Below are 22,388 nucleotides of genomic sequence, written 5' to 3' on the forward strand. Positions count from 1 at the left end.
GATGCAGATGCCCAGACAAGAGGCGTTGTCCGGTAAACAAAAGGCGGCTGTTTTATTAATCTCACTGGGGCCCGACGTATCGGCACAAGTTTATAAACATCTATCTGCGGAAGAAATTGAAAGCCTGAGCCTGGCTATCTCGTCAGTTCGAAAAGTACAACCCGATGTCAAGGAGGATACCCTGAATCAATTTCATCAGATGGCAATTGCACAGGATTACATTTCACAGGGTGGTATTGGTTATGCCAAAACGGTTCTCGAGAAGGCCTTTGGCGATCAGGAAGCAACAAATATCGTTGATCGTTTGACGTCATCTTTACAAGTCAGGCCTTTTGATTTTGCTCGTCAGGCCGGTCCGCAGCAGGTGCTGAACTTCATTCAAAATGAACATCCGCAGACGATAGCTCTTGTTTTATCCTATCTTGATTCAGAACAATCCGGACAGATTTTGTCCGGACTGCCGCAGGAGATGCAAGCAGAAGTAGCTAAACGTATTGCGACAATGGATTCGACATCACCGGAGATTATTAATCAGGTTGAGCAGGTGTTGGAACGTAAACTTTCCTCATCAGGTACTGAAGACTATACTCAGACGGGCGGTATTCAGTCAGTCGTTGAAGTCTTAAATGGCGTTGATCGAAGTACAGAGAAGACAATTCTTGATACATTGGAAATTCAGGACCCTGACTTGGCAGAGGACATTAAAAAACGCATGTTTGTGTTTGAAGATATTATTGTGCTGGATAATCGTGCTATTCAGCGTGTTATCCGGGAAGTTGACCATGAGGACTTGCGCCTTTCACTGAAAACGGCCAGTGAAGAGGTTAAAGAGACAGTGTTTAAGAATATGTCCCAGCGAATGTCAGAAACATTTAAAGAAGAAATGCAATTCATGGGTCCTGTCCGGCTGCGTGATGTAGAAGATGCACAAATGCGAATTGTTGAGTCTATCCGTCATCTTGAGGAAATTGGCGAAATTATCATTGCACGTGGCGGAGGAGACGATATCATTGTCTGATCGCATTTCAAAACAGTCCGAAATAACTGGAAAAAGACGTATTACTGTCCGGCCTGTGAGCGGCAGACATTCAGCTGATGCCACGCTGGCAGATGCTAGTGAAACAAAACACGAGACTGTTCAATCAGAAATAAAACAGGCGCAAGAGGAATTGGAACGGCTAAAGGTCAGACAAACGGAAGTTATCGACCAGACAAATGCTGAAATTGAAGCTGCGCAAACGGCTTGGAAAGAGGAAAAACAGACATATATCGAACAGGCCAGACAGGAAGGATATACTGACGGGTTTAATCAGGGATTACAACGTGGCCAGGATGATTACCAGCAATTAATATCGAATGCTAATGACGCTGTTAAAGCGGCACAGCACGACTATTATAAGACCCTTGATGAGAGTCATGACCAGCTGCTGGATTTAGCCGTTCATATCGCGGAAAAGATCATGCATCAGCAGTTAAGCGAACAGCCCGAATCCTTGATGCCGCTTGTAACATCAGCAATCCAGACAGTAAGAGATAAATCAAATGTCGCACTGTACTTGAATCCAGCTGATTATGATCTGATCAGCCGGCAAAAAGACGAGCTTACGAGCTTTACCGGCAAAGATACGGTTCTTTCCATATATGCTGATGATACGTTAAGTGAAGGAAGCTGCCTGATTGAACATCCATTTGGCCGTATTGACGCTGGTATTGATGCGCAATTGCAACAACTGCGCACAACATTACGGGAAATCGGTATGGAGAATGATCTATGAATATGACCAAATATTTTGATGCGATTGACCGGACAGATTTGTTTAAACGCTATGGAAAAATATTGCGGGCTGTCGGTTTGATGATTGAATCGCGCGGACCAGAGGCAAATATTGGAGAAGTTTGTTACATTCATCGTCCGTCGCATGCACCCGTGATCATGGCCGAAGTGGTTGGTTTCAGAGACGAAACGATTATGTTGATGCCATATGGGTCAATTAGCGAAATCGGCCCCGGTTCTCTGGTGGAGTCAACCGGGAAACCACTTACGGTGAAGGTCGGTCCGGGTCTAATTGGTCAAGTCATTAATTCGCTTGGTGAATGTTTGGATGGTTCGGCATTGCCTAAAGGTCTAACCAGCTATTTAACAGAGCAGCCACCGCCGAATCCTCTGGACAGACCGACCATATCAGAGCCAATTCAAGTAGGTGTTAAAGCTATAGATGCAATGCTGACAGTTGGAAAAGGTCAGCGAATTGGTATCTTTGCTGGAAGCGGCGTTGGCAAGAGCACATTGCTCGGGATGATGGCCCGCTACAGCACGGCAGATATTAATGTGATTGGTCTAATAGGGGAACGTGGCCGCGAAGTTCGTGAATTTATTGACCGCGAACTCGGTGAAGAAGGGCTGAAAAAGTCAGTCGTTGTGGTCGCAACATCAGATCAGCCGGCTCTTATGCGCGTTAAAGGTGCCTATACGGCCACAGCTATCAGTGAATATTTCCGGGATCAGGGCTATAAGGTGAACCTGTTGATGGACTCGGTAACGCGCGTGGCGATGGCACAGCGTGAAATCGGCCTGGCGACAGGTGAGCCCCCAACGACGAAAGGCTATACACCCTCAGTTTTTTCGACACTCCCGAAATTGCTGGAACGTACAGGGACAAGCAGTCAGGGATCGATAACCGCTTTTTATACGGTGCTTGTTGATGGGGATGACATGAACGAACCCATTGCCGATAGCGTGCGGGGCATTTTAGATGGGCATTTTATTCTTGATCGGAATTTGGCCGAACAAGGTCAATTTCCGGCTATCAGTATTTTGCAATCGATCAGCAGGGTTATGACAAGTATTGTGACAAAAGAACATCTGGACGCGGCACAGCAAATTAAAGAACTGATAGCAGCTTATGAAGAGAACCGTGAATTAATCCAGATTGGCGCTTACAAACGCGGGACAAATCAGGCCATTGATCGTGCTATTACCTATCACCCGAAAATTCAGGCCTATTTAAAACAGGGAACTGACGACTATTACGCAATGGATGAGTCAATCAGTCAAATGCAAACGCTGCTGAATGGAGGGGCTTGATAATGACGGAAACAGCTGCGCTTACGAAAGTTCTGCATATTAGGGAAAATGAAAAGGATCATGCTCAAAAAGCCTATCAGACATCGATTGATCAGTTTGAAAATGTGGCAACCGAGTTGTATGAATTGCTCCGGAAAAAAGAAACAGCTGAGGCAGCCTATGAGCAATGCTTACAGAAACCGGTCCCCATTAACAAAGTTCGGGAACAGGCTGATTATATTGCAAATTTAACTGAACAGATTACAGATTTGCAGAACCATGTACAGCGCGCCCGAAATAATATGGAAACGAAACATCAACACCTATCTCAAGCTTATGTGGAAATGAAGAAATTTGAAAAGCTGATCGAAAAGCGCCAGCGTGATAGCGCGGCTGTCGTTAAAAAGCAAGAAGAAGCTGCAATGGATGAGATGTCGATGCAACAGTATATGAGCCAAAAAACAGGTGAGACATATGGTACAGAAATCTGAATATGACAAAAAGAAAATGAATCCGTTGCTGTGGTTTCTTGTTGTAATTGTGATACCCGGACTTATTGTATTATTCCTTGTTGCTATGATAATGACGATGGCAGGTGTTGATGTTACAGGATGGGCAAAAGAAAAAGCCAGTCATATTCCGGTTGTATCGGATGTTCTTTCAGATGATCAGGAACAGCATGACAAGCAGGCGGGAGCCAAGCTGCGTGAAAAGGTCGATAAACAAGACGATAAAATTGACTCATTAAATGGGGAGATTTCTATTTTGGAATCAAATATTACTGAATTGAAACAGCGTAATGCTAAATTAAAAGACAACAAGATTTCTAAAGAAGATGATGCCGGTGATGAGTCGTCTAAACAGGATGGACCAGATGCCGTCGGAGACATCGCATCATCTTTCTCCGACATGGATAATGAGCAGGCTGCTCGTGTTTTACAGGCAATGGAACAGGATTTAGCGGTTTCCATTCTGCAGGAGCTGTCCAATGACGCACGAGGCGATATTTTTGATGCTATGGATGCTGACTATGCGGCGACTTTAACGAAAAGGTTTGTTAATTAGACGGAATAAAGTGATTCTTACTTGAAAGGGGGTGAACGATTGAATACAGCCGGAGTAATGTTACAGCCATTTTTGCAGACAAAGGAAATAACAATGCAAGCAAATGGTCACACGTCAGCAGAAAGTGAAACAAGTCCCTTTCAGCATCTTCTGAAGACCGCTCAAGAAGACGGCGAGACTGAAGTGCAGCAGCTTTTACAATCAAACGATGAGCAAAAACAGCAGAACCAGGGTGAATCAGCAGAAAATGCGCTGCAGCAACTTATCGCGAATCTTATTGGAGGAGAGGGAGACGGGTCATCGGAACAGGGAATGGCCATTCCGGAAGACGTCATGAAAAAACTGACTGCAGAAGGCAAAGATGCACAGCTGAGTGACATGCTAGAGAATCTGCAGGAGGCTCTGACTAAGCTAGGTGATGGGGACGGGTCATCGGAACAGGGAATGGCTATTCCGGAAGACGTCATGGAAAAACTGACTGGAGAAGGCAAAGATGCACAGCTGAGTGATATGCCAGAGAACCTGCAAGCGGCTATCGAAAAACTGCTCACAGATTTGGATGGCAAAGCCGGAAAAGCTAATCAGTCAGAAGAGCAAAAGATCCCTGTTCACATGACGATGCCTAAACTGTCTCAAATAGGCAGTGACGGACAAACGGTACAACAGCAATTTAAATTATTATTTGCTGCTGCTGACAAGCAGCTTAATCAAATAAATGATCAGGCGAGTTTGTCAAAAGCAGCACCAGAACTTTTACAGTTGCTGAAAAAATGGTCAGCATTGGCAAAGAAGACGCACCAACAGCCAGGCAATGTTTTGGAAACCATCTCTGGTCATGATGATAAGAATCAAAAAATCTGGAAGGACTTAGTTCAATCATTTCAAAAAAGGCAGCAATTCACGATGAAACAGCAATACCATACAAATGCTAAAGTAACCAATCGTGATGTTGCCAAGTGGCTGCAGAATGCGATACAGACACAGGATAAACCAGCACCTAAACAGGCAGCAGTCATGTCATCGTCGCTTCCAATGTCCAAGGTTGAACAATATGTTATTCATTTAAACCAAACGCAAAACAGCCAGCCTGCTGGACAGCAATTAATGGATCAAGTTCAAAAGGTCATGAAAACAAGCTCGTTTTTAAAGACATCCAACGGGGCATCGCAGCTCAATATCTCATTGCGTCCTGATAATCTTGGCGATATGCAGGTTAAACTGACACAGCTGAACGGGGAAATGACAGTGAAGATTGTCGTATCAACCGCTGCCGCAAAAGATATGCTGGAGACAAACATGCATCAGCTCAAGAATATGTTTTCGCCACAGCAGGTCATGATCGAAAAGCAGGATTCAACGGCTCAGGAGGCACAGTCAAATCTGCAGGACGAACACGGTCAGCCTATGGACAGTGATGAACAGGAAGAATCCGAACATTCCGGACAGAAAGAGGATGAAGAAGATGATGACGACAGTTTTGATGACGAATTAGAGGCGATTATGACCGGCGAGGAGGTGACGTTATGACGTCAGTAGATTCATCACTGTATTTGCAAAACCAATCAAATGCACGCGAACCAAGTCCGAAAATCGGTAAAGATGGTTTTCTTCAAATCTTAATGACCCAGCTGCAAAACCAGGACCCGACAAGTCCAATGGATGAAGGCAAGTTTGTTTCACAGATGGCAACTTTTTCACAGTTGGAGCAAACTATGAATATGGCTGATTCCATTGACAAACTGAGCCAAAAACAAAACGTATCGCCGATTTTGCAATACAGTCATCTGATAGATCAGTCTGTTACTTACCAGCGTTACGACGAAGAAACAGGTGAAAAGCAGGATACAGCGACTGCTCAAGTAACGGCGGTTGGTCAACACAAGGGAAAAGCGGTTCTGGAGTTGGCTAATGGTGAGAATATTTACGCTGATGTTCTTGTGAAAGTGGGCACGTCGGAAGCAGGTAATAATAACAGTTATAGCGGCGATAGTGTCATAGATAAGGAATCTCAGGGAAGCTGATGGACATGGATCATCGTTTGCACCAGCTGCAGCAGCCGGTTGCACCGGGACGATCCGTTCCCAAGTCCAGTGAGCCTAAACCGTCTTCAGCCTTCAAAGATGTATTGCATGATGTTCAGGAGCTCAAACTCAGCAAGCATGCCGAACAAAGACTGGATGAGCGCGGTATCACGATTAGTCAAGCTGAGTGGCAGGCCATGACTGACAAAGTGTCTGAAGCCAGGCAGAAAGGTGTGACGGATTCATTAGTGCTGACGGATGAAACAGCTTTACTGGTCAGTACGAAAAATAACACCGTGATTACGGGCATGCATAAGGCAGAGGCGGCGAGCAAAATTTTCACAAATATTAATGGCACGATTCTGATCAATAGCGAGGCGGACCTTTAAGGAAGCCGGAGCTGCTGACCGACTGAATGCAGCACTGATATCAGAATCAAAACAGCTAAAGGAGAGATTTTCATGTTACGTTCGATGTATTCTGGGATATCCGGCATGAAAGGGTTTCAAGAAAAACTGGATGTCATCGGAAATAATATTGCCAACGTTAATACGACTGGGTTTAAAAAAGGCCGGGTGACATTCCAGGACATGCTGAGCCAGACGACAACAGGGGCATCCGGCCCAACAGATAACCGCGGCGGTGTGAACCCCTCACAAGTCGGCCTCGGCTCACAAGTGGGAACGATCGATGACCTGCATACACAAGGCTCCAGTCAGCGAACAGATAATCCGCTTGATCTGCAGCTGGAAGGTGACGGCATGTTTGCTGTCGAAAAGCCGGATGAAACCACTGCTTATACACGGGCCGGCAATTTTTATATGGATGAAGATGGCGATATCGTCAATGCTGATGGTTATTATTTACAAGGTGATGGCAACGGCACAGATGGTGAATTAAAAATTCCAGATGAAGCTACAAGCATCAACATTGAGCAGAATGGCACGGTAACTTATGTTGACGAGGATGGAAATATTGATAAAAGTCAGCAAATACGGATTGCTCAATTTTCCAATCCAGCAGGGCTTGAGAAGACGGGGAATAGTCTGTATACAAATACGGAAAACGCTGGGCTTAACACGGATAACGATGACAATCTGGTAGAGCCTGAAAAGAATGGTGCTGCGTCCATTGTCAGCGGTGCTTTGGAAATGTCGAACGTTGATCTGTCTGATGAATTCACAAATATGATTACAGCGCAGCGTGGATTCCAGGCCAACACACGCATTATTACAACATCCGATGAAATTCTGCAAGAGCTTGTCAATCTAAAACGCTAAATAAGGGGGAAGGGGGCATCCTTAATCAGGATGCTCCCGCCTTGATATGATTCAGCTCACACGATTAAATGGCGATCGTTTTACATTAAATGCTTTATGGATTGAGCAAGTACAATCCCATCCGGATACAACGATTACATTAAGCAACGGGAAAAAACTTGTTGTCAAAGAGGCCGAATCTGATGTTTTGCGGCTGGCGACAGCTTATTACAAGCAAATCGGTTTGACCGGCCGCTAGAAAAGGCAGGTGAAAACTATGGGCAAGCTTGCCAAAACGATGATCACAACGCTTATTTTCTTATTACTGGCATCGGGGATTACCATTGTCGTCATGTTTAGTATGACAGACGAGTCCGATCAGGGTGATGCTCAATCGCTGGATAAACAGCTGGAGAATTCCTATGAAACAGAGGAAATCACCACAGACCTGAAAAATGGCAGTTTTGTCCGCATTCAATTCCAAATTATGACTGGAAGTGAAAAGGCTAAAGAAGAAGTGGTGAAACGGGATTTTCAATTAAAAAATATGCTGATTAAGGAATTGGCAAAAATGAAAAGTGACGATTTTAAGTCGGGACTGTCTGACTTGGAAGACACTGTCCAGCAAAAATTGAATGATGTTATGGAAAAGGGTCAGATCACGGATGTTTATACCACGAATAAAGTTCTGCAGTAGACAGTACGACCCCGGCTTAAGTTTAATTAAAGGTTTAAGGCTGGATACGCCATGATGGAGGTGACGTTTTTTGGCAGAGGATGTCCTTTCCCAAAATGAGATTGATACATTGTTATCGGCTATATCATCAGGCGAAATGGACGCAGATGAATTAAAACAGGAAGAAACTGAGCAGCAAGTGCGTGTCTATGATTTTAAACGGGCACTGCGCTTTTCCAAAGACCAGATCAGAAACCTGGCACGAATCCATGAAAATTTTGCGCGTTCGCTGACAACGTATATTTCAGCTCAACTGCGCACATATGTTGATATTTCAGTGGCTTCTGTGGATCAGATTCCTTATGAGGAATTTATCAGTTCAATTCCCAAAATGACGATATTGAACGTGTTCAGTATGAAGCCCCTGGATGGCAGAATCTTAATGGAAATTAATCCAAATATTGCCTATGCGATGCTTGACAGGCAACTGGGTGGACGAGGCGGCAGCATCAACAAAGTGGATAATTTGACAGAAATTGAATCAATGCTCATGTCACAGCTGTTTGAAAAATCCAGTACATGTCTTTACGAAGCATGGTCATCAATTGTTGACATTGACCCAATTCTGGAAGATTTTGAGGTTAATCCGCAATTTTTACAACTGGTGTCACCGAATGAAACAGTTATTGTCGTGTCACTTAACATCACTGTCGGTGAAACAAGCGGTATGATCAATCTGTGCATTCCGCACATTATACTGGAGCCCATTATTCCAAAACTGTCACTTCATCATTGGATGCAGTCGAACACGCATGAACAGGATTCAGAATCTTATGAAAAAATTTCAGCGACACTTGAGGAAACGGGAATTGAGGCGAAAGCACTGCTGGGCGAAACAACGATCAGTGTCAGTCAATTGCTGCATTTACATAAGGATGATGTCATCGCACTGGACAAGTCAATAAATGAACCACTGCAATTGCAAATAAATAATCAGCCAAAATTTTCTGTACAAGCCGGTAAATCAAAAAATAAAATGGCTGTACAAGTGCTTGAGGAATTCCAAGGGGGGGACAACGATGAGTGATGATCAACTTTCCCAGGATGAAATTGATGCATTATTAAAGGTTGGCAGTGACGATGATGAGGCGGAGCTGACCAATTCGGAGCTGCTTTCCCCTGTCGAAATAGATACGCTTGGGGAAATCGGCAATATTTCATTCGGCAGTTCGGCTACCACTATGTCAACGTTACTGAATCAAAAAGTAGAGATTACAACACCTGATGTTTCCATCATTACAAAAGAAGAATTAGCTGATGCCTTTGAATCGGAACAGGTACAAGTTAATGTTAATTATTCCGAAGGGTTCGACGGACAAAATATCCTTTTGATGAATTCAGAAGATGTTGCGGTAATTGCTGATATTATGCTTGGAGGCGATGGGACGTCGCCGGAACAGGAGTTATCGGAGATTAAGCTGAGTGCCGTTCAGGAAGTGATGAATCAAATGATGGGGACAGCGGCAACGAGCATGTCCTCGGTATTTAATAAGAAAATCGATATTTCACCGCCAACGATCCAGGTGGAGAAAGATGGTGACAGTCAAAGCTCCGAGACAGCTCCTGGTGAGGATCATTTAGTTAAAGTATCGTTTCGTCTGAAAGTTGGCGAGTTAATTGACTCGAACATTATGCAGCTTATCCCGCTGTTCTTTGCCAGGCAGCTGGTTAATCAATTAATGGCTTCATCTGCTGATAAGACTGAGGCTGATGAGGAACCGGCTGAAGCTGAAACTGCTGCCGCTGCAGCCGACCACTCAGCAGCAGAAACAGCCCCTGAGCAGCCAGAGACGGCTGATCAAGAGCCACATTATCTGGGTAATAAAGTAGGGCAGGAGTCGGCATCGGTTCAAAAAGCTGCATTCTCTGAATTAGAGCAGACAGATTTTAGTCAAACGGAAAAACAAAATCTGGATATGCTTTTGGATATTTCACTGGACGTCGCGGTCGAACTGGGTCGAACCAATCGAACGATCCAGGATATTCTGCAGCTGGCGGCTGGTTCCGTGATTGAATTGAACAAACTTGCTGGTGAACCAGTGGACATCAAAATTAACGATAAATTAATTGCTAAAGGTGAAGTTGTTGTTATCGATGAAAACTTTGGTGTGCGCGTAACAGATATAATGAGCCGGACAGATCGTCTTAAGACTTTGAAGTGATTTGAGCAGGGAGGTGCTAGAACAATGGAACAACGTATTTTAATTGTTGATGATGCAGCGTTTATGCGGATGATGATAAAAGATATATTGACTAAAAATGATTTTGAAGTCATCGGGGAAGCAGAAGACGGACAGAAGGCTGTTGATCAATTCCGGGAATTGCAGCCAGATCTTGTGACACTCGATATTACGATGCCGGGAAAAGATGGCTTAGAGGCTTTAAAGGAAATAAAGGAAGCCGATCCCGATGCTAACGTTATCATGTGCTCGGCCATGGGGCAGCAGGACATGGTAATTGATGCTATTCAAGCTGGAGCAAAAGATTTTATTGTCAAACCTTTTCAAGGTGACCGGGTTATCGAAGCCATACAAAAGGTCTTGGGCTAGAAACGAGTGGTCTTATGAAACTGAGAATAATGGCTGGTCTATGTTTGATTGGTCTATGGTTTATCGCAGTCCCAACAGATGTGGTGCTAGCTGAATCAAATGTCAAAGACTGTATTGAAAATGACGACTGCGAACAGACTGATCCAGCTGAGACAGAGCAGGAGAACAAGGCAGATGAGCCTGAGACTGGGTCATTAGCTATTAATCTGGTAAAAATGGTACTCGCATTAGTACTTGTCTTAGCATTAATCTATTTTCTTTTAAAGATTTTGCAGAAACGCAGCAAACGATTTCAGAACTTTAAGGGACTGGAGAATATCGGTGGTGCTTCAGTCGGTGCTAATAAATCTGTTCAGCTTCTCCGGATTGGATCGAGAGTATTCATGGTGGGGGTCGGTGATAATGTTCAGCTTTTGCAGGAACTTAGTGAAGATGATGTGAAACAAGATCAGGCTTCTAATGATCATGCGGATAATCATCACACGACAAATCGTTTGCCGGCTCTATTTCAATCCAGGAATACTCAGAAAAATAATGGCGATCAGACAAATCATTTCAGAGATCTTTTTGCGACTGAACTGGATAAGTTGAAAAAGACCCGTCATTCGCTAATGAATCAGCCGAAACAGAAGGACGATAACGATGAATGAATTGGTGGATATATTCTCAGGAACGGACCCAGACAATGTATCGACGTCAGTACAATTATTGCTCTTATTAACGGTTCTATCGCTTGCACCAAGTATTTTAGTTCTGATGACAAGTTTTACACGCATTATTATTGTTTTATCATTTGTCAGAACATCACTCGCAACCCAGCAGATGCCGCCCAATCAGGTGTTAATTGGACTGGCCTTGTTTTTAACGTTTTTCATTATGGCACCGACACTGCATGAGGTGAATGATGAAGCCCTGCAGCCGCTTATGGCAGACGATATTTCGCTGGAAGAGGCTTATAATAAAGCAAGTGTGCCATTTAAAGATTTCATGGCGTCCCATACACGGGAGAAGGATTTAGAGTTATTTATGGATTATGCTGGTACAGAACAGCCCGATACAGTTGAGGATATTCCTCTGACGACACTTGTCCCAGCATATTCCATCAGTGAGCTGAAAACAGCCTTTCAAATGGGATTTATGATTTTCGTGCCGTTTTTGATTATTGACATGGTCGTAGCAAGTGTCCTGATGTCAATGGGGATGATGATGCTGCCGCCTGTTATGATTTCGTTACCGTTTAAGATTTTGCTGTTTGTGCTTGTTGACGGCTGGTATTTAATTACTGATTCCTTGCTGCAAGGCTTTTAAGGCAGGTGGTTTATCATGAGCAGTGAATTTGTTATTTCTCTGGCCGAACGCGGTGTCTATGTTATTTTGCTCGTCGCCGGTCCATTGCTGATTTTGGCTTTGGCAGTCGGCCTGTTAGTTGCCATATTTCAGGCAACAACACAGATTCAGGAACAGACCCTGGCGTTTATCCCTAAAATTGTTGCCGTTTTTGTTGGTCTCGTATTCCTGGGACCGTGGATGCTGACACAAGTTGTTGAGTTTACAGCGAATCTCTATCAGAATTTGAATCAATTTACAGGGTAGCCTATGCTGGAACTTATTAATCTTTCAGCTATACCGGTTTTCCTTCTTATTTTTGTCAGGATTTCTGCATTTTTTGTCACGCTGCCCTTATTTTCATATGCGACAATACCGACACCGTTCAAGATTGGTTTTTCATTTTTCTTGGCACTCATTATGTATTATACAGTAGATATCTCCGGCGTTCCGGTCGATTACACGTATTTTTTGCTGCTAATGAAGGAAGCTATTGTCGGTTTGCTGATTGGTCTCTTGGCTTATATTATTCTTGCAGCCGTCCAGATCGCCGGCGGGTTCGTCGATTTTCAGATGGGTTTTGCCATCGCCAATGTGGTTGATCCGCAAACAGGTGCCCAGAGTCCGCTGATTGGTCAGTATTTTAATATTATCGCACTTATGTTTCTATTATCGGTCAATGGTCACCATTTATTAATAGATGGGATTTTCAATAGTTTTGAGCTAATTCCAATAGATGCTTTTATACCGTTTGAAAATGCAGGAATAGCGCAATTTATCATCGAGACATTTAATCAGATGTTTTTAATTGCTTTCCAGATGGCTATGCCAATCGTTGGCTGTTTGTTTCTGGTTGATGTGGCTTTAGGGATTATAGCCAGAACGGTGCCGCAGATGAACGTGTTTGTTGTTGGTCTGCCGTTAAAGATTTTTGTCAGTTTTGTCGTTATCTTCCTGTTTCTCAGCCTGTATGTTGTTTTGGTTCAGCATGTTTTTGAAACCATGTTCACGGCTATGAGGGACTTGATGCGTTTGTTCGGAGGTGGCTAGAATGCGGTTAATGCAGCTGGATTTGCAATTTTTTGCTGGAGCAGAGGAAAAAACCGAAAAGGCGACACCCAAAAAGCGCCAGGATGAGCGAAAAAAAGGTAAAGTGGCAAAAAGTACGGATATCAATACAGCCTTTCTCATGCTTTTCTGTTTTATGACTTTATTTGCCATGGGAACCTTTATGATGGAACACCTGTCGTCGTTATATCAGCACACATTCACAGAATATATTCATTGGGATGTGACGACTCAATCAGTGGGTCGCGTGCTGAAAGAAGGGGCGCTTGAAATGGGCAAAGTACTGGCCCCGGTTATGCTTGCTGCTATTCTCGCAGGACTGGCAGCTAACTTGACGCAAATCGGTTTCTTGTTTACGACAGAGCCACTGTCACCTGATCTGAACAAAATCAATCCCATTCAGGGTGCTAAGCGTATTTTTTCAGCACGGGCTCTTATTGAGCTGTTAAAGTCATTATTGAAAATAACCTTTATAGGGGCAACCACATTTTTGATTATTTGGATTTTTAAAGGTGATCTGTTCATGCTTGCTTTTAAGACAGCTGACAATGCGGTCGCCTTTTTCAAACGAGTAACCATCATCATGGGCGTCGCAGCAGGTCTGGCGTTGCTGTGCTTGTCAGTTCTGGATTATGTTTATCAGAAATATGACTTTGAAAAAAATATTAAAATGTCCAAAAAAGATGTCAAAGACGAGCATAAAAACATGGAAGGCGATCCGCAGATTAAATCCAAACGGCAGCAGCAGCAGCGTGACATAGCGAATAAACGCATGATGAGCGAGGTGCCATCAGCTGATGTTGTCATTACCAACCCGACACACTATGCGATAGCCATTAAATATGATGAGACCGAAGCATCTGCTCCCTACATAGCAGCCAAAGGTGCTGACATGATTGCTCAGAAAATCAAAGAGGTTGCAAAAGCCAATGACGTCATGATGGTAGAAGATAGAGCAATCGCCCGGGAACTGTATGACACTGCGGAAATTGACGAGGTCATACCAGAGACATTTTATAAAGCAATAGCCGAAATACTGGCTTATGTTTACAGACTAGAGCAAAAAGTTTAAGGCCATGAGGAGAGTAGCCAATCATGAAAGCACGTGATTTATCCGTTTTGCTAGGTGTTATACTTATCATTGTTATGCTTGTTGTGCCACTTCCTGGGTGGCTCTTAAGTATTTTAATACTTTGTAATATATCACTTGCACTGATTGTGATACTAGTGTCTATGAACACGGAGGAAGCCCTGCAATTTTCTATATTCCCGTCGCTGTTATTATTGCTGACATTGTTCCGTCTCGGACTGAATGTTTCAACAACGCGTTCCATTTTGTCGGAAGCTGATGCCGGTGGTGTCATCGATACATTCGGTTCGTTTGTGATCGGTGATAATGCACTGGTCGGCTTTGTCGTGTTTGTTATTTTGGTCATTATCCAATTTCTTGTTATCACAAAGGGTGCAGAGCGGGTTTCCGAGGTAGCGGCGCGTTTCACCCTTGATGCTATGCCCGGTAAACAAATGAGCATTGACGCGGATTTGAATGCTGGGCTCATTTCCGAGCAGCAGGCCAAGGAACGCCGTGAGAAGGTGGAAAAAGAAGCTGATTTTCACGGCGCAATGGATGGTGCCAGCAAGTTTGTTAAAGGCGATGCCATTGCTGGAATTATAATTGTTCTAATCAACATTATCTTTGGTTTAATCATTGGTATGGTACAGAAGGATTTTACGTTCACCGAAGCTATGAATACTTATATGCGTTTGACAGTTGGGGATGGCCTGGTGAGTCAAATGCCTGCTTTGCTCATTGCGACCGCAACCGGTATTGTCGTTACCAAAACAACAACAACGGGTAATTTAGGAAGTGAAGTGACAGGTCAGTTGTTGCAATTTCCAAAATTGCTGTTTATTGCGGCAGGAACGATCTTTCTCCTTAGTTTCACCCCGATCAATTTTTTCTTAGCAGTTGCCATTGCTGGTTTACTGGCTTTAGGCGGGTATACACTGCAAAGGCAAACGGAAGAACCGGCCGCATCCGAATCTGAAGAAGACAAGCAGGTTGAGCAATCCGAGTCAATGAACACACCGGAAAATGTCGTTGATCTGTTAAATATGGATCCGATTGAGTTTGAATTTGGATATGCGCTCATACCGCTTGCCGATAAAGATCAGGGCGGCGATTTGCTTGACCGGATTGTGATGATCCGCAGGCAGCTGGCACTTGAACTTGGTATTGTCGTACCGGTCGTGCGGATCAGGGATAATATTCAGCTGGAGCCGAACGCTTATCGTTTGAATATCAAGGGAAATGAAGCGGCCTCCGGCGAACTTCTGCTGGATCATTATATGGCCATGTCACCGGAAATGGACGATGAAGAAATTGAGGGAATCGATACAAAGGAACCGGCGTTTGGGCTGCCCGCTAAATGGATTAGTGAAGATGATAAGGATGAAGCTGAACTGTCCGGCTACACAGTTGTCGATCCGCCGTCAGTTGTTTCAACTCACATTACTGAAGTTATCAAGCGTTTCGCACATGAACTGCTGGGGCGTCAGGAAACAAAACAGTTAATTGATCATCTGAAAGAAAGTTATTCGATTCTGGTCGAAGAAGTGACACCCGAACCATTATCGGTTGGTGACATTCAAAAGGTACTGGCCAAATTGCTCAGGGAGAGCGTGTCCGTACGTAATTTGCCGGTTATTTTTGAAACGCTTGCTGACTTTGGCAAAATGACCAATGATACAGATCTGCTTGCCGAATATGCCCGACAGGCACTGGCACCGCAAATCACCAAACAGTATGCGGGTGATGATATGGCATTAAATGTTATCACCGTATCAGGTCAGGTCGAAAAAATGATTGCAGAAAATATTCAGCAGACAGAGTATGGCAATTATTTAGCACTGGATCCGGATTCACAGGAGCAAATTGTCAAGGCCATTCACGCTGAAGCTGAAAAGATGACACTGCAGGAAGAAACAGCTGTTGTCTTATGTTCACCGGCCGTTAGAATGTACTTGCAGCAGCTCGTGGAACGATTCCTGCCGCAAGTCGCCGTGTTATCTTATAACGATCTGGAGCCTAGTGTGAACGTACAGAGTATTGGGGTGGTGAATCCAGAATGAAGGTGAAGAAGTACGTAGCGCCGAGCATGCCTGAGGCGATGGATCGTATTCGGAAAGAACTTGGTTCTCAGGCAGTTATTTTAAATTCAAGAGACGTATTCCGGGGCGGTTTCCTGGGACTGTTTAAAAAGCGGCATATCGAGGTGATTGCTGCACTGGACCCCCAGCCGCAGCCTGAGTCTCAACATGAAAACCACCATAAGAAGGAAGCGGCTGCTGTGACTAAAACAACAGACAAGCAAACGCCTTCAAAAAATGATCCTGTTTTAAATGAAGTGAAACAGCTGCGGAAACTGGTCGAAACGCAAACAGCAGACGGTGCAGATTATCCGCCGGACTATCAGGTTATTTATCATCATTTGCTGGCGCAGGAAGTTGATGAAAAGCTGGCACAGAATCTAATGGAGAATGTGATCCGTGATCATGAAACAAATAACGGCCTGCTAGAGGATCAGGAGCGTATTTGGCAGGACGTGAGCTCTGAAATTGAAAGACAATTAAGCACACTGAATCACGGCACAGATTTGCAGGGACAGCAAATCATTCAGTTTGTTGGCCCAACAGGGGCGGGTAAGACAACCACGATTGCTAAGATTGCTTCATCGGCGCTTATGAATGAACAAAAACAAGTAGCGCTTATGACAGCTGATACGTATCGGATTTCAGCTATTGACCAATTAAACACGTACGCTCAGATTCTAAATATCCCGCTGGAAGTTATCTATAATGCAGAGGATTATCAGGCAGCTGTCCAAAAACTGGCTTCCAGCGACTTAATTCTGGTTGACACAGCTGGCAGGAATTTTATGGAACAAAAACATGTTCAGGATTTGCAGCAGACAATTACTTTTAACGCGAGCACCCGTACTTGCCTGGTGCTTTCCCTGACCGCCAAGGCTAAAGATATGACAGCCATATATGAACAGTTTCAGCATTTGCCGATCAGCCAGGTCGTTTTCACCAAGATGGATGAAACACGCGAATATGGGAGTATATTGAATATTGCTTTGCCAAATAGTCTGGGTGTGGCTTTTCTGACCAATGGCCAGGACGTGCCGGACGATATCGTGAAGCCGTCTTCGCGATTAATTAGTGATTTGATCGCAGGTGATAGGCATGACAGGTGATCAGGCTAGCAAACTAAGGCAGAAACTTGCAGACAATCAATCTGAACGAACAGCCAGAACAATCGCCATTGCAAGCGGAAAAGGCGGCGCAGGTAAATCAAATGTTGCTTTAAATTTTTCTTTGGATCTGCTGCATCACGATAAAAAAGTGTTGTTGTTTGATCTTGACATTGGCATGGGCAATCTCGATATCCTGCTTGGTCTGGATCCGAAAGCAACAATTATTGATATGTTTGCCAATCGTTCAGCCATTCAGGATATTATTGAAACAGGTCCCCTTGGACTGGCCTATGTGGCAGGGGGATCAGCCTTGAATGACTTCTTTAGGCTGGGTACGGAAGAACAGGATTATTTTTTTCAGGCATTTGACGATGTTACATACTTATATGACTATATTATTTTTGACATGGGTGCAGGAGCATCAGAAGAGACCATGACATTCGTTATGGCTTCAGATGAATGCATGGTGGTAGCTAACCCTGAACCGACCTCCATTACAGATGCTTACGGACTGATCAAGCACATTGTCCACAGCCGCTGGAATATGCCCATATCGCTCATTATGAATCGTTCCCCGTCTGTGAAAAATGGCCGGAAAGCGCTTGTGAGATTCCAGCGTGTCGTCCAGCAATTTCTTAACCATCATATTCGGCTGCTGGGAACACTGCCAGATGATCGCACAGTTTCAGATGCTGTTCTTCAGCAAGTCCCTTATATCCTGTTAAATGATAAAGCTGCTGTTTCGCGGGCCATGAGAAAGCTGACAAGTGATTACCTGCGTGATGACACGACAAATGAGCAATTATCGCGATCCTTTGTGCAAAAACTGAAAATGTTCATGTCAGGTGATAAACGATGAGACAGTTCAACACGATTGCTGGAATCGGCGCCTCAACAGGCGGTCCAAAAGCGCTTGAGTGTGTGCTGGCTGAATTGCCCGGCGATTTCGCTGCACCTGTTTTAATTGCTCAGCATATGCCGCCAGGGTTTACAGCGTCACTTGCTGCAAGATTTGATCAGACAGTGGCTATCCGTGTTAAAGAAGCGACCCAACGCGAAATCATTGAACCGGCTACAGCCTATATCGCACCGGGTGATTATCATATGACCGTCAAACAAAGCGGGACTGACTATTCAATTGAACTGACCCGGGATGCAAAGCGGCATGGACAGCGGCCGTCAGTCGATGTATTGTTTGAATCGCTCGCCCGTTTGCAGCATGTCCGAAAAATGTGTGCTGTTTTAACCGGAATGGGACGTGATGGGTCAGAAGGCATTAAGGCGCTGAAAATGCAAGATCAGCAGGCGGTTATCGTGGCTGAGTCTGAACTAACGTCAGTCGTCTATGGTATGCCGAAAGCTGCCATGGATACACGGCTGGTCACCTATAGTGTACCAATTCAGCAAATCGGAGGTCTGATACATCATTTAGCACGCCCGCGATTGTGACTAATAATTGCTGGCGCTGTCCCAGCGGTCTGAACTGGAGAAGATGCACAGAATTGAATCAAATCAGCAGGAGGTTGAGTAAATGGATAAAGGTAATGGTCTGTCTGCTATGCAAATGGATGCTCTGCGGGAAGCAGGAAATATTGGGGCAGCACACGCTGCTACATCTATGTCATCCTTAATGAATAAGAAAATAGATATGGAGGTCCCGTTTGTTGATATTGTTCCGTTTGCAGATATCCTGGACTGGATGGGGGGACCGGATAGTCCGGTCGCAAGCACCCTGATTCATATATCCGGTGACGTTTGCGGCAAAGTTTATTTTATGCTGGCTGTTGATGAAGCCGAGACCTTTGTCAAGTATGCGTCGGATGAGCAGCATGTTCAATTAATTGATCAGGATGAAACAAATCTCTTTGGAGCATCTGTCTTTAAAGAGATCGGCAACATTCTGACCGGATCTTATATGTCGGCAATCTCTGATTTCACCGGACTGCATATTCAGCCATCGGTACCGCAATTGCAGATTGATATGGCCGGGGCGATTCTGTCCGATGCTGTTATTGACGTATCACGATCGACCGATTATGTGCTGATCGTTGACACGGTTATACGTTACAGCGGGCAAAAAAATCCGGTTAACGGGCAATTTCTATTCCTGCCTGACCCGGAATCATTAGCCACATTATTTAGAGCACTGGGCATGGCCGGAAATGAGTGAAAAGATGACAATAATAAAGGTTGGGATTGCTGACTTACAAACTGTCAGGGCACCAGACAGGATCAAAACATCTGGTCTTGGATCCTGTGTTGGTGTGATTCTTTATGATTTGACTAAACAGGCAGCTGGACTGGCGCACGTTATGCTTCCTGACTCGAAGCTGGCTAAACAGTCTCAGAAGAATGTTTTAAAATTTGCAGATACAGCTGTTGATAGTTTAATGGACGAAGTGTGTTCTATTGGTGCCCGCAAATATGCCTTAAAGGCTAAAATGGCTGGTGGAGCCCAAATGTTTGATTCTGCATCTAACCAGGATTCAATTGGCGACAAAAATGTACAGGCTGTTCAGGCTGCGTTGTTACGTCATCATATAACGCCCGAAGCTATGGATGTTGGGGGACATTCCGGCAGAACGATTGAATTTAATCCAGCAGATGGGATGCTGAGCATTCGCACGGTTTATAAAGGTGAAACCATTATTTGATACTGAACTGCAGAAGTCTGGCTTTTAAAGTAAAGGGGGAGCTTTGAAGTATGGCGACAAATGAACCTCCTCTGATCCAATCATTATGGAAGAAGTGGCTGGAAAATCATGACTCGAAGGCTGCGAATGATCTAATTTATTATTATATGTATCTGGTCAGCTTTCACGTTGAACGGATCGGCAGCCATCTTCCGCCTAATGTCAGCAAGGATGATTTAAAAAGTTTCGGGATGCTGGGATTGTATGATGCCCTGACAAAGTTTCAGCATAAACGGGAATTGAAATTTGATACATATGCCTCCTTTCGTATTCGTGGTGCTATTATTGATGGACTGCGAAAAGAAGACTGGCTGCCAAGATCTATGCGGGAGAAATCGAAGAAAGTAGAACAAACATCACAAGTATTGAAGCAAGTCTATCAGCGCGAGCCAACGTCTGAAGAAATTGCAAAGAAGCTGCAATTGTCAATGGAAGACGTGGAGGAAACTGTAAAGCATTCACTGGCAGCGAATATTTTATCCATTGAAGAGAAACCAAACAATGATTATAAAGAAGGCATTGGCTATACGATTCCAGATCAGGATGCATTACAGCCGGATAAATCAATGCTGCAATCGGAACTGAAAAATGAACTGATTTCAAGCATGCAAAATCTCAATCAAAATGAACAAATGGTGGTCAGTCTATTTTATGAAGAAGAACTGACATTAACAGAAATTGGTCGCGTATTGGAATTGACGACGTCCAGAATATCACAAATACATCGAAAAGCTATATTTAAACTGCGAAAGTCACTGCAGAAAATCCAAGCCAATACATGACTTGCGAAAAGACGGCATAATCCAAAATCTGTATCGTTCAAATACAATGCATGCTAAATTATAATGGATGATTAAAATGATGGATCGAGGGGTATGATGACGTCAATACTGATTTTTTTAAGTTTATGCTTACACGTGGTAACATTATCGATTATTTATAAATTGTTTAAGCAGGTTCAGTCGCTGCAGCAGGACAATGCCAGAGAAGTGACGGAACTTCTTGAACAATCTTTACAGGATATTAAGCAGGAGAACAGGGAGCTGGAACACACGCTTGCGGCGACAGGCAATGATACAAAACCTGCGGGAGAGAAGGAAAGTTCTAAACAGCCTGAAACAGAGGGAGAAACAAAAAATCCTTATACGCCCGAAACGGACAGCGTAACAGATGAAACAGCGTTATCACTTGAAGCTAAAATCCTGCAGCTCCACGATAAAGGGTTCAGCATCGAGGAGATAGCTCGTCAGCATAATTGTGGTCATACAGAAGCCGAATTGATTATTAAAATGAATCAGAAGGCTTATAATAATACTTGATTGGGTATAATTGTTATGATATATTTATTTTGGTGTAAAACTGTGTTTGCGTTCGAAGCTAAACATGACTACACACGCTCGGTGATTTGTATATCGGGTGCCATTCATTTTGGTCTTTATACAAAAATGATCTGAAGCGGAGGAAAAAACCATTAGGAGGAATTTTTAATGTCAGTTATTTCAATGAAACAATTACTTGAGGCTGGTGTGCATTTTGGCCATCAGACTCGCCGCTGGAATCCGAAGATGAAAAAATATATCTTCACAGAACGTAACGGTATCTACATCATTGATCTGCAAAAAACAGTTAAACGCGTGGATACAGCTTATAATTATGTGAAGGATATCGCTGCGAATGGCGGTTCAATTCTGTTTGTAGGAACGAAAAAACAAGCACAGGACTCAGTTCGGGATGAAGCAACCCGTTCAGGTATGTATTTTGTGAACCAGCGCTGGCTGGGCGGCACACTAACAAACTTCCAAACAATCCGCACACGTCTTACACGTCTTAAAGATATTGAAAGTATGGAAGAAGACGGTACATTTGAAGTACTTCCGAAAAAAGAGATCGTGGGATTGATGAAAGAAAAAGATCGCCTTGTCAAATTTTTGGGCGGCATTAAAAACATGGAGCATTTGCCGGATGCCTTGTTTGTGATTGATCCGCGCAAAGAACGCATCGCGATCGCTGAAGCTCATAAATTGAACATTCCAATCATCGCAATGGTTGATACCAATTGTGATCCGGATGAAATTGACTATGTCATCCCGGCAAACGATGATGCTATCCGTGCTATCAAACTGCTGACTTCTAAAATGGCAGATGCCATTCTGGAAGTAAAACAAGGTGAAGAAACAGAAGTTGCGGATGACGCTCAGTCTGAAGCAGAACAGGAAAAGCCGGAAGAGGAAAATGCTGAGAACGCTGAAAGCACCTCTGAGGAAGCTGAAACGAATAAAGAGTAGGTTGTAAAAGGACAGGTGATAAGGGGATGAGAGCCTTTTATCACCTTTTTTTACAACGCATTA

General features: G+C 43.9%; 28 protein-coding genes. All 28 read left to right on the plus strand.

Going from position 1 to position 22,388, the window contains the following annotated elements; translation table 11 throughout:
* Positions 1 to 7: 7 nt before the first annotated feature.
* Complete coding sequence (gene fliG / locus ACZ444_RS07150; RefSeq protein WP_382357265.1) at positions 8 to 1,018, plus strand: flagellar motor switch protein FliG; 1,011 nt, start codon at positions 8 to 10, stop codon at positions 1,016 to 1,018.
* A complete protein-coding gene (fliH, locus tag ACZ444_RS07155; protein WP_382357266.1) occupies positions 1,011 to 1,775 on the plus strand; it encodes a flagellar assembly protein FliH in 765 nt (254 codons plus the stop codon). The genes fliG and fliH overlap by 8 nt, the downstream gene beginning before the upstream one ends.
* Complete coding sequence (gene fliI / locus ACZ444_RS07160) at positions 1,772 to 3,085, plus strand: flagellar protein export ATPase FliI (protein WP_382357267.1); 1,314 nt, start codon at positions 1,772 to 1,774, stop codon at positions 3,083 to 3,085. The genes fliH and fliI overlap by 4 nt, the downstream gene beginning before the upstream one ends.
* 2 nt (positions 3,086 to 3,087) lie before the next feature.
* A complete protein-coding gene (gene fliJ / locus ACZ444_RS07165; RefSeq protein ID WP_382357268.1) occupies positions 3,088 to 3,555 on the plus strand; it encodes a flagellar export protein FliJ in 468 nt (155 codons plus the stop codon).
* Positions 3,539 to 4,129 (plus strand): MotE family protein, encoded by a 591-nt coding sequence (locus ACZ444_RS07170; protein WP_382357269.1) that lies wholly within the window; start codon positions 3,539 to 3,541, stop codon positions 4,127 to 4,129. Before fliJ ends, ACZ444_RS07170 begins: the two co-directional genes overlap by 17 nt.
* Before the next feature lie 39 nt (positions 4,130 to 4,168).
* Positions 4,169 to 5,656 (plus strand): flagellar hook-length control protein FliK, encoded by a 1,488-nt coding sequence (locus ACZ444_RS07175; RefSeq protein ID WP_382357270.1) that lies wholly within the window; start codon positions 4,169 to 4,171, stop codon positions 5,654 to 5,656.
* Complete coding sequence (gene flgD / locus ACZ444_RS07180) at positions 5,653 to 6,150, plus strand: flagellar hook assembly protein FlgD (RefSeq protein ID WP_382357271.1); 498 nt, start codon at positions 5,653 to 5,655, stop codon at positions 6,148 to 6,150. Before ACZ444_RS07175 ends, flgD begins: the two co-directional genes overlap by 4 nt.
* 5 nt (positions 6,151 to 6,155) lie before the next feature.
* Positions 6,156 to 6,539, plus strand: coding sequence for a TIGR02530 family flagellar biosynthesis protein (locus tag ACZ444_RS07185; RefSeq protein WP_382357272.1), 384 nt, complete (start codon positions 6,156 to 6,158; stop codon positions 6,537 to 6,539).
* Between the two features lie 72 nt (positions 6,540 to 6,611).
* Positions 6,612 to 7,430: a flagellar basal body rod protein FlgG gene (gene flgG / locus ACZ444_RS07190; protein WP_382357273.1), complete on the plus strand. Its 819-nt coding sequence runs from the start codon at positions 6,612 to 6,614 to the stop codon at positions 7,428 to 7,430.
* 46 nt (positions 7,431 to 7,476) lie between these two features.
* Positions 7,477 to 7,668: a flagellar FlbD family protein gene (locus ACZ444_RS07195; protein WP_382357274.1), complete on the plus strand. Its 192-nt coding sequence runs from the start codon at positions 7,477 to 7,479 to the stop codon at positions 7,666 to 7,668.
* An 18-nt stretch (positions 7,669 to 7,686) separates the two neighbouring features.
* Positions 7,687 to 8,106, plus strand: a complete 420-nt coding sequence (locus tag ACZ444_RS07200) for a flagellar basal body-associated FliL family protein (RefSeq protein WP_382357275.1) — start codon at positions 7,687 to 7,689, stop codon at positions 8,104 to 8,106.
* 70 nt (positions 8,107 to 8,176) lie between these two features.
* Positions 8,177 to 9,172, plus strand: coding sequence for a flagellar motor switch protein FliM (fliM, locus tag ACZ444_RS07205; RefSeq protein WP_382357276.1), 996 nt, complete (start codon positions 8,177 to 8,179; stop codon positions 9,170 to 9,172).
* Complete coding sequence (gene fliY / locus ACZ444_RS07210) at positions 9,165 to 10,307, plus strand: flagellar motor switch phosphatase FliY (RefSeq protein ID WP_382357277.1); 1,143 nt, start codon at positions 9,165 to 9,167, stop codon at positions 10,305 to 10,307. Before fliM ends, fliY begins: the two co-directional genes overlap by 8 nt.
* A gap of 24 nt (positions 10,308 to 10,331) precedes the next feature.
* Positions 10,332 to 10,694, plus strand: coding sequence for a response regulator (locus ACZ444_RS07215; protein WP_382357278.1), 363 nt, complete (start codon positions 10,332 to 10,334; stop codon positions 10,692 to 10,694).
* A gap of 14 nt (positions 10,695 to 10,708) precedes the next feature.
* Positions 10,709 to 11,344, plus strand: coding sequence for a flagellar biosynthetic protein FliO (locus tag ACZ444_RS07220; protein WP_382357279.1), 636 nt, complete (start codon positions 10,709 to 10,711; stop codon positions 11,342 to 11,344).
* Positions 11,337 to 12,002 (plus strand): flagellar type III secretion system pore protein FliP, encoded by a 666-nt coding sequence (gene fliP / locus ACZ444_RS07225; RefSeq protein WP_382357280.1) that lies wholly within the window; start codon positions 11,337 to 11,339, stop codon positions 12,000 to 12,002. The genes ACZ444_RS07220 and fliP overlap by 8 nt, the downstream gene beginning before the upstream one ends.
* 15 nt (positions 12,003 to 12,017) lie before the next feature.
* On the plus strand, positions 12,018 to 12,287 hold the full coding sequence (gene fliQ / locus ACZ444_RS07230; protein ID WP_382357281.1) for a flagellar biosynthesis protein FliQ: 270 nt from the start codon (positions 12,018 to 12,020) through the stop codon (positions 12,285 to 12,287).
* Between the two features lie 3 nt (positions 12,288 to 12,290).
* Entirely contained in the window at positions 12,291 to 13,070 is a 780-nt protein-coding gene (gene fliR / locus ACZ444_RS07235; protein ID WP_382357282.1) for a flagellar biosynthetic protein FliR, read from the plus strand.
* Between the two features lies 1 nt (position 13,071).
* A complete protein-coding gene (gene flhB / locus ACZ444_RS07240; RefSeq protein WP_382357283.1) occupies positions 13,072 to 14,160 on the plus strand; it encodes a flagellar biosynthesis protein FlhB in 1,089 nt (362 codons plus the stop codon).
* Positions 14,161 to 14,183: 23 nt separating this feature from the next.
* The gene (gene flhA, locus ACZ444_RS07245; protein WP_382357284.1) at positions 14,184 to 16,220 is read left to right on the plus strand and encodes a flagellar biosynthesis protein FlhA; all 2,037 of its coding nucleotides are present in this window, start codon (positions 14,184 to 14,186) and stop codon (positions 16,218 to 16,220) included.
* Positions 16,217 to 17,347: a flagellar biosynthesis protein FlhF gene (gene flhF, locus ACZ444_RS07250; RefSeq protein WP_382357285.1), complete on the plus strand. Its 1,131-nt coding sequence runs from the start codon at positions 16,217 to 16,219 to the stop codon at positions 17,345 to 17,347. The genes flhA and flhF overlap by 4 nt, the downstream gene beginning before the upstream one ends.
* On the plus strand, positions 17,337 to 18,206 hold the full coding sequence (locus ACZ444_RS07255; protein ID WP_382357368.1) for a MinD/ParA family protein: 870 nt from the start codon (positions 17,337 to 17,339) through the stop codon (positions 18,204 to 18,206). The genes flhF and ACZ444_RS07255 overlap by 11 nt, the downstream gene beginning before the upstream one ends.
* Complete coding sequence (locus tag ACZ444_RS07260; protein WP_382357286.1) at positions 18,203 to 18,796, plus strand: CheB methylesterase domain-containing protein; 594 nt, start codon at positions 18,203 to 18,205, stop codon at positions 18,794 to 18,796. The genes ACZ444_RS07255 and ACZ444_RS07260 overlap by 4 nt, the downstream gene beginning before the upstream one ends.
* Before the next feature lie 82 nt (positions 18,797 to 18,878).
* Entirely contained in the window at positions 18,879 to 19,517 is a 639-nt protein-coding gene (locus ACZ444_RS07265; protein WP_382357287.1) for a chemotaxis protein CheC, read from the plus strand.
* Between the two features lie 4 nt (positions 19,518 to 19,521).
* Complete coding sequence (locus ACZ444_RS07270; protein WP_382357288.1) at positions 19,522 to 20,001, plus strand: chemotaxis protein CheD; 480 nt, start codon at positions 19,522 to 19,524, stop codon at positions 19,999 to 20,001.
* Between the two features lie 50 nt (positions 20,002 to 20,051).
* Complete coding sequence (locus ACZ444_RS07275; protein WP_382357289.1) at positions 20,052 to 20,822, plus strand: FliA/WhiG family RNA polymerase sigma factor; 771 nt, start codon at positions 20,052 to 20,054, stop codon at positions 20,820 to 20,822.
* 135 nt (positions 20,823 to 20,957) lie between these two features.
* Positions 20,958 to 21,359, plus strand: a complete 402-nt coding sequence (locus ACZ444_RS07280) for a DUF6115 domain-containing protein (RefSeq protein ID WP_382357290.1) — start codon at positions 20,958 to 20,960, stop codon at positions 21,357 to 21,359.
* A 168-nt stretch (positions 21,360 to 21,527) separates the two neighbouring features.
* Positions 21,528 to 22,325, plus strand: coding sequence for a 30S ribosomal protein S2 (rpsB, locus tag ACZ444_RS07285; protein WP_382357291.1), 798 nt, complete (start codon positions 21,528 to 21,530; stop codon positions 22,323 to 22,325).
* Positions 22,326 to 22,388 lie beyond the last annotated feature (63 nt).

The sequence above is a fragment of the Lentibacillus kimchii genome (genome assembly GCF_055381965.1).

What these genes read in the sequence shown, in the direction of transcription:
- ACZ444_RS07185 (WP_382357272.1), top strand. Translation starts at nt 6,156, where the DNA reads ATGGATCATCGTTTGCACCAGCTGCAGCAGCCGGTTGCACCGGGACGA.
- fliG (WP_382357265.1), top strand. Translation starts at nt 8, where the DNA reads ATGCCCAGACAAGAGGCGTTGTCCGGTAAACAAAAGGCGGCTGTTTTA.
- ACZ444_RS07170 (WP_382357269.1), top strand. Translation starts at nt 3,539, where the DNA reads ATGGTACAGAAATCTGAATATGACAAAAAGAAAATGAATCCGTTGCTG.
- flgD (WP_382357271.1), top strand. Translation starts at nt 5,653, where the DNA reads ATGACGTCAGTAGATTCATCACTGTATTTGCAAAACCAATCAAATGCA.
- ACZ444_RS07260 (WP_382357286.1), top strand. Translation starts at nt 18,203, where the DNA reads ATGAGACAGTTCAACACGATTGCTGGAATCGGCGCCTCAACAGGCGGT.
- ACZ444_RS07255 (WP_382357368.1), top strand. Translation starts at nt 17,337, where the DNA reads ATGACAGGTGATCAGGCTAGCAAACTAAGGCAGAAACTTGCAGACAAT.
- fliQ (WP_382357281.1), top strand. Translation starts at nt 12,018, where the DNA reads ATGAGCAGTGAATTTGTTATTTCTCTGGCCGAACGCGGTGTCTATGTT.
- flgG (WP_382357273.1), top strand. Translation starts at nt 6,612, where the DNA reads ATGTTACGTTCGATGTATTCTGGGATATCCGGCATGAAAGGGTTTCAA.
- fliP (WP_382357280.1), top strand. Translation starts at nt 11,337, where the DNA reads ATGAATGAATTGGTGGATATATTCTCAGGAACGGACCCAGACAATGTA.
- fliJ (WP_382357268.1), top strand. Translation starts at nt 3,088, where the DNA reads ATGACGGAAACAGCTGCGCTTACGAAAGTTCTGCATATTAGGGAAAAT.
- ACZ444_RS07215 (WP_382357278.1), top strand. Translation starts at nt 10,332, where the DNA reads ATGGAACAACGTATTTTAATTGTTGATGATGCAGCGTTTATGCGGATG.
- fliR (WP_382357282.1), top strand. Translation starts at nt 12,291, where the DNA reads ATGCTGGAACTTATTAATCTTTCAGCTATACCGGTTTTCCTTCTTATT.
- ACZ444_RS07195 (WP_382357274.1), top strand. Translation starts at nt 7,477, where the DNA reads ATGATTCAGCTCACACGATTAAATGGCGATCGTTTTACATTAAATGCT.
- flhB (WP_382357283.1), top strand. Translation starts at nt 13,072, where the DNA reads ATGCGGTTAATGCAGCTGGATTTGCAATTTTTTGCTGGAGCAGAGGAA.
- ACZ444_RS07275 (WP_382357289.1), top strand. Translation starts at nt 20,052, where the DNA reads ATGGCGACAAATGAACCTCCTCTGATCCAATCATTATGGAAGAAGTGG.
- fliI (WP_382357267.1), top strand. Translation starts at nt 1,772, where the DNA reads ATGAATATGACCAAATATTTTGATGCGATTGACCGGACAGATTTGTTT.
- ACZ444_RS07270 (WP_382357288.1), top strand. Translation starts at nt 19,522, where the DNA reads ATGACAATAATAAAGGTTGGGATTGCTGACTTACAAACTGTCAGGGCA.
- rpsB (WP_382357291.1), top strand. Translation starts at nt 21,528, where the DNA reads ATGTCAGTTATTTCAATGAAACAATTACTTGAGGCTGGTGTGCATTTT.
- fliY (WP_382357277.1), top strand. Translation starts at nt 9,165, where the DNA reads ATGAGTGATGATCAACTTTCCCAGGATGAAATTGATGCATTATTAAAG.
- flhA (WP_382357284.1), top strand. Translation starts at nt 14,184, where the DNA reads ATGAAAGCACGTGATTTATCCGTTTTGCTAGGTGTTATACTTATCATT.
- ACZ444_RS07265 (WP_382357287.1), top strand. Translation starts at nt 18,879, where the DNA reads ATGGATAAAGGTAATGGTCTGTCTGCTATGCAAATGGATGCTCTGCGG.
- ACZ444_RS07200 (WP_382357275.1), top strand. Translation starts at nt 7,687, where the DNA reads ATGGGCAAGCTTGCCAAAACGATGATCACAACGCTTATTTTCTTATTA.
- flhF (WP_382357285.1), top strand. Translation starts at nt 16,217, where the DNA reads ATGAAGGTGAAGAAGTACGTAGCGCCGAGCATGCCTGAGGCGATGGAT.
- ACZ444_RS07220 (WP_382357279.1), top strand. Translation starts at nt 10,709, where the DNA reads ATGAAACTGAGAATAATGGCTGGTCTATGTTTGATTGGTCTATGGTTT.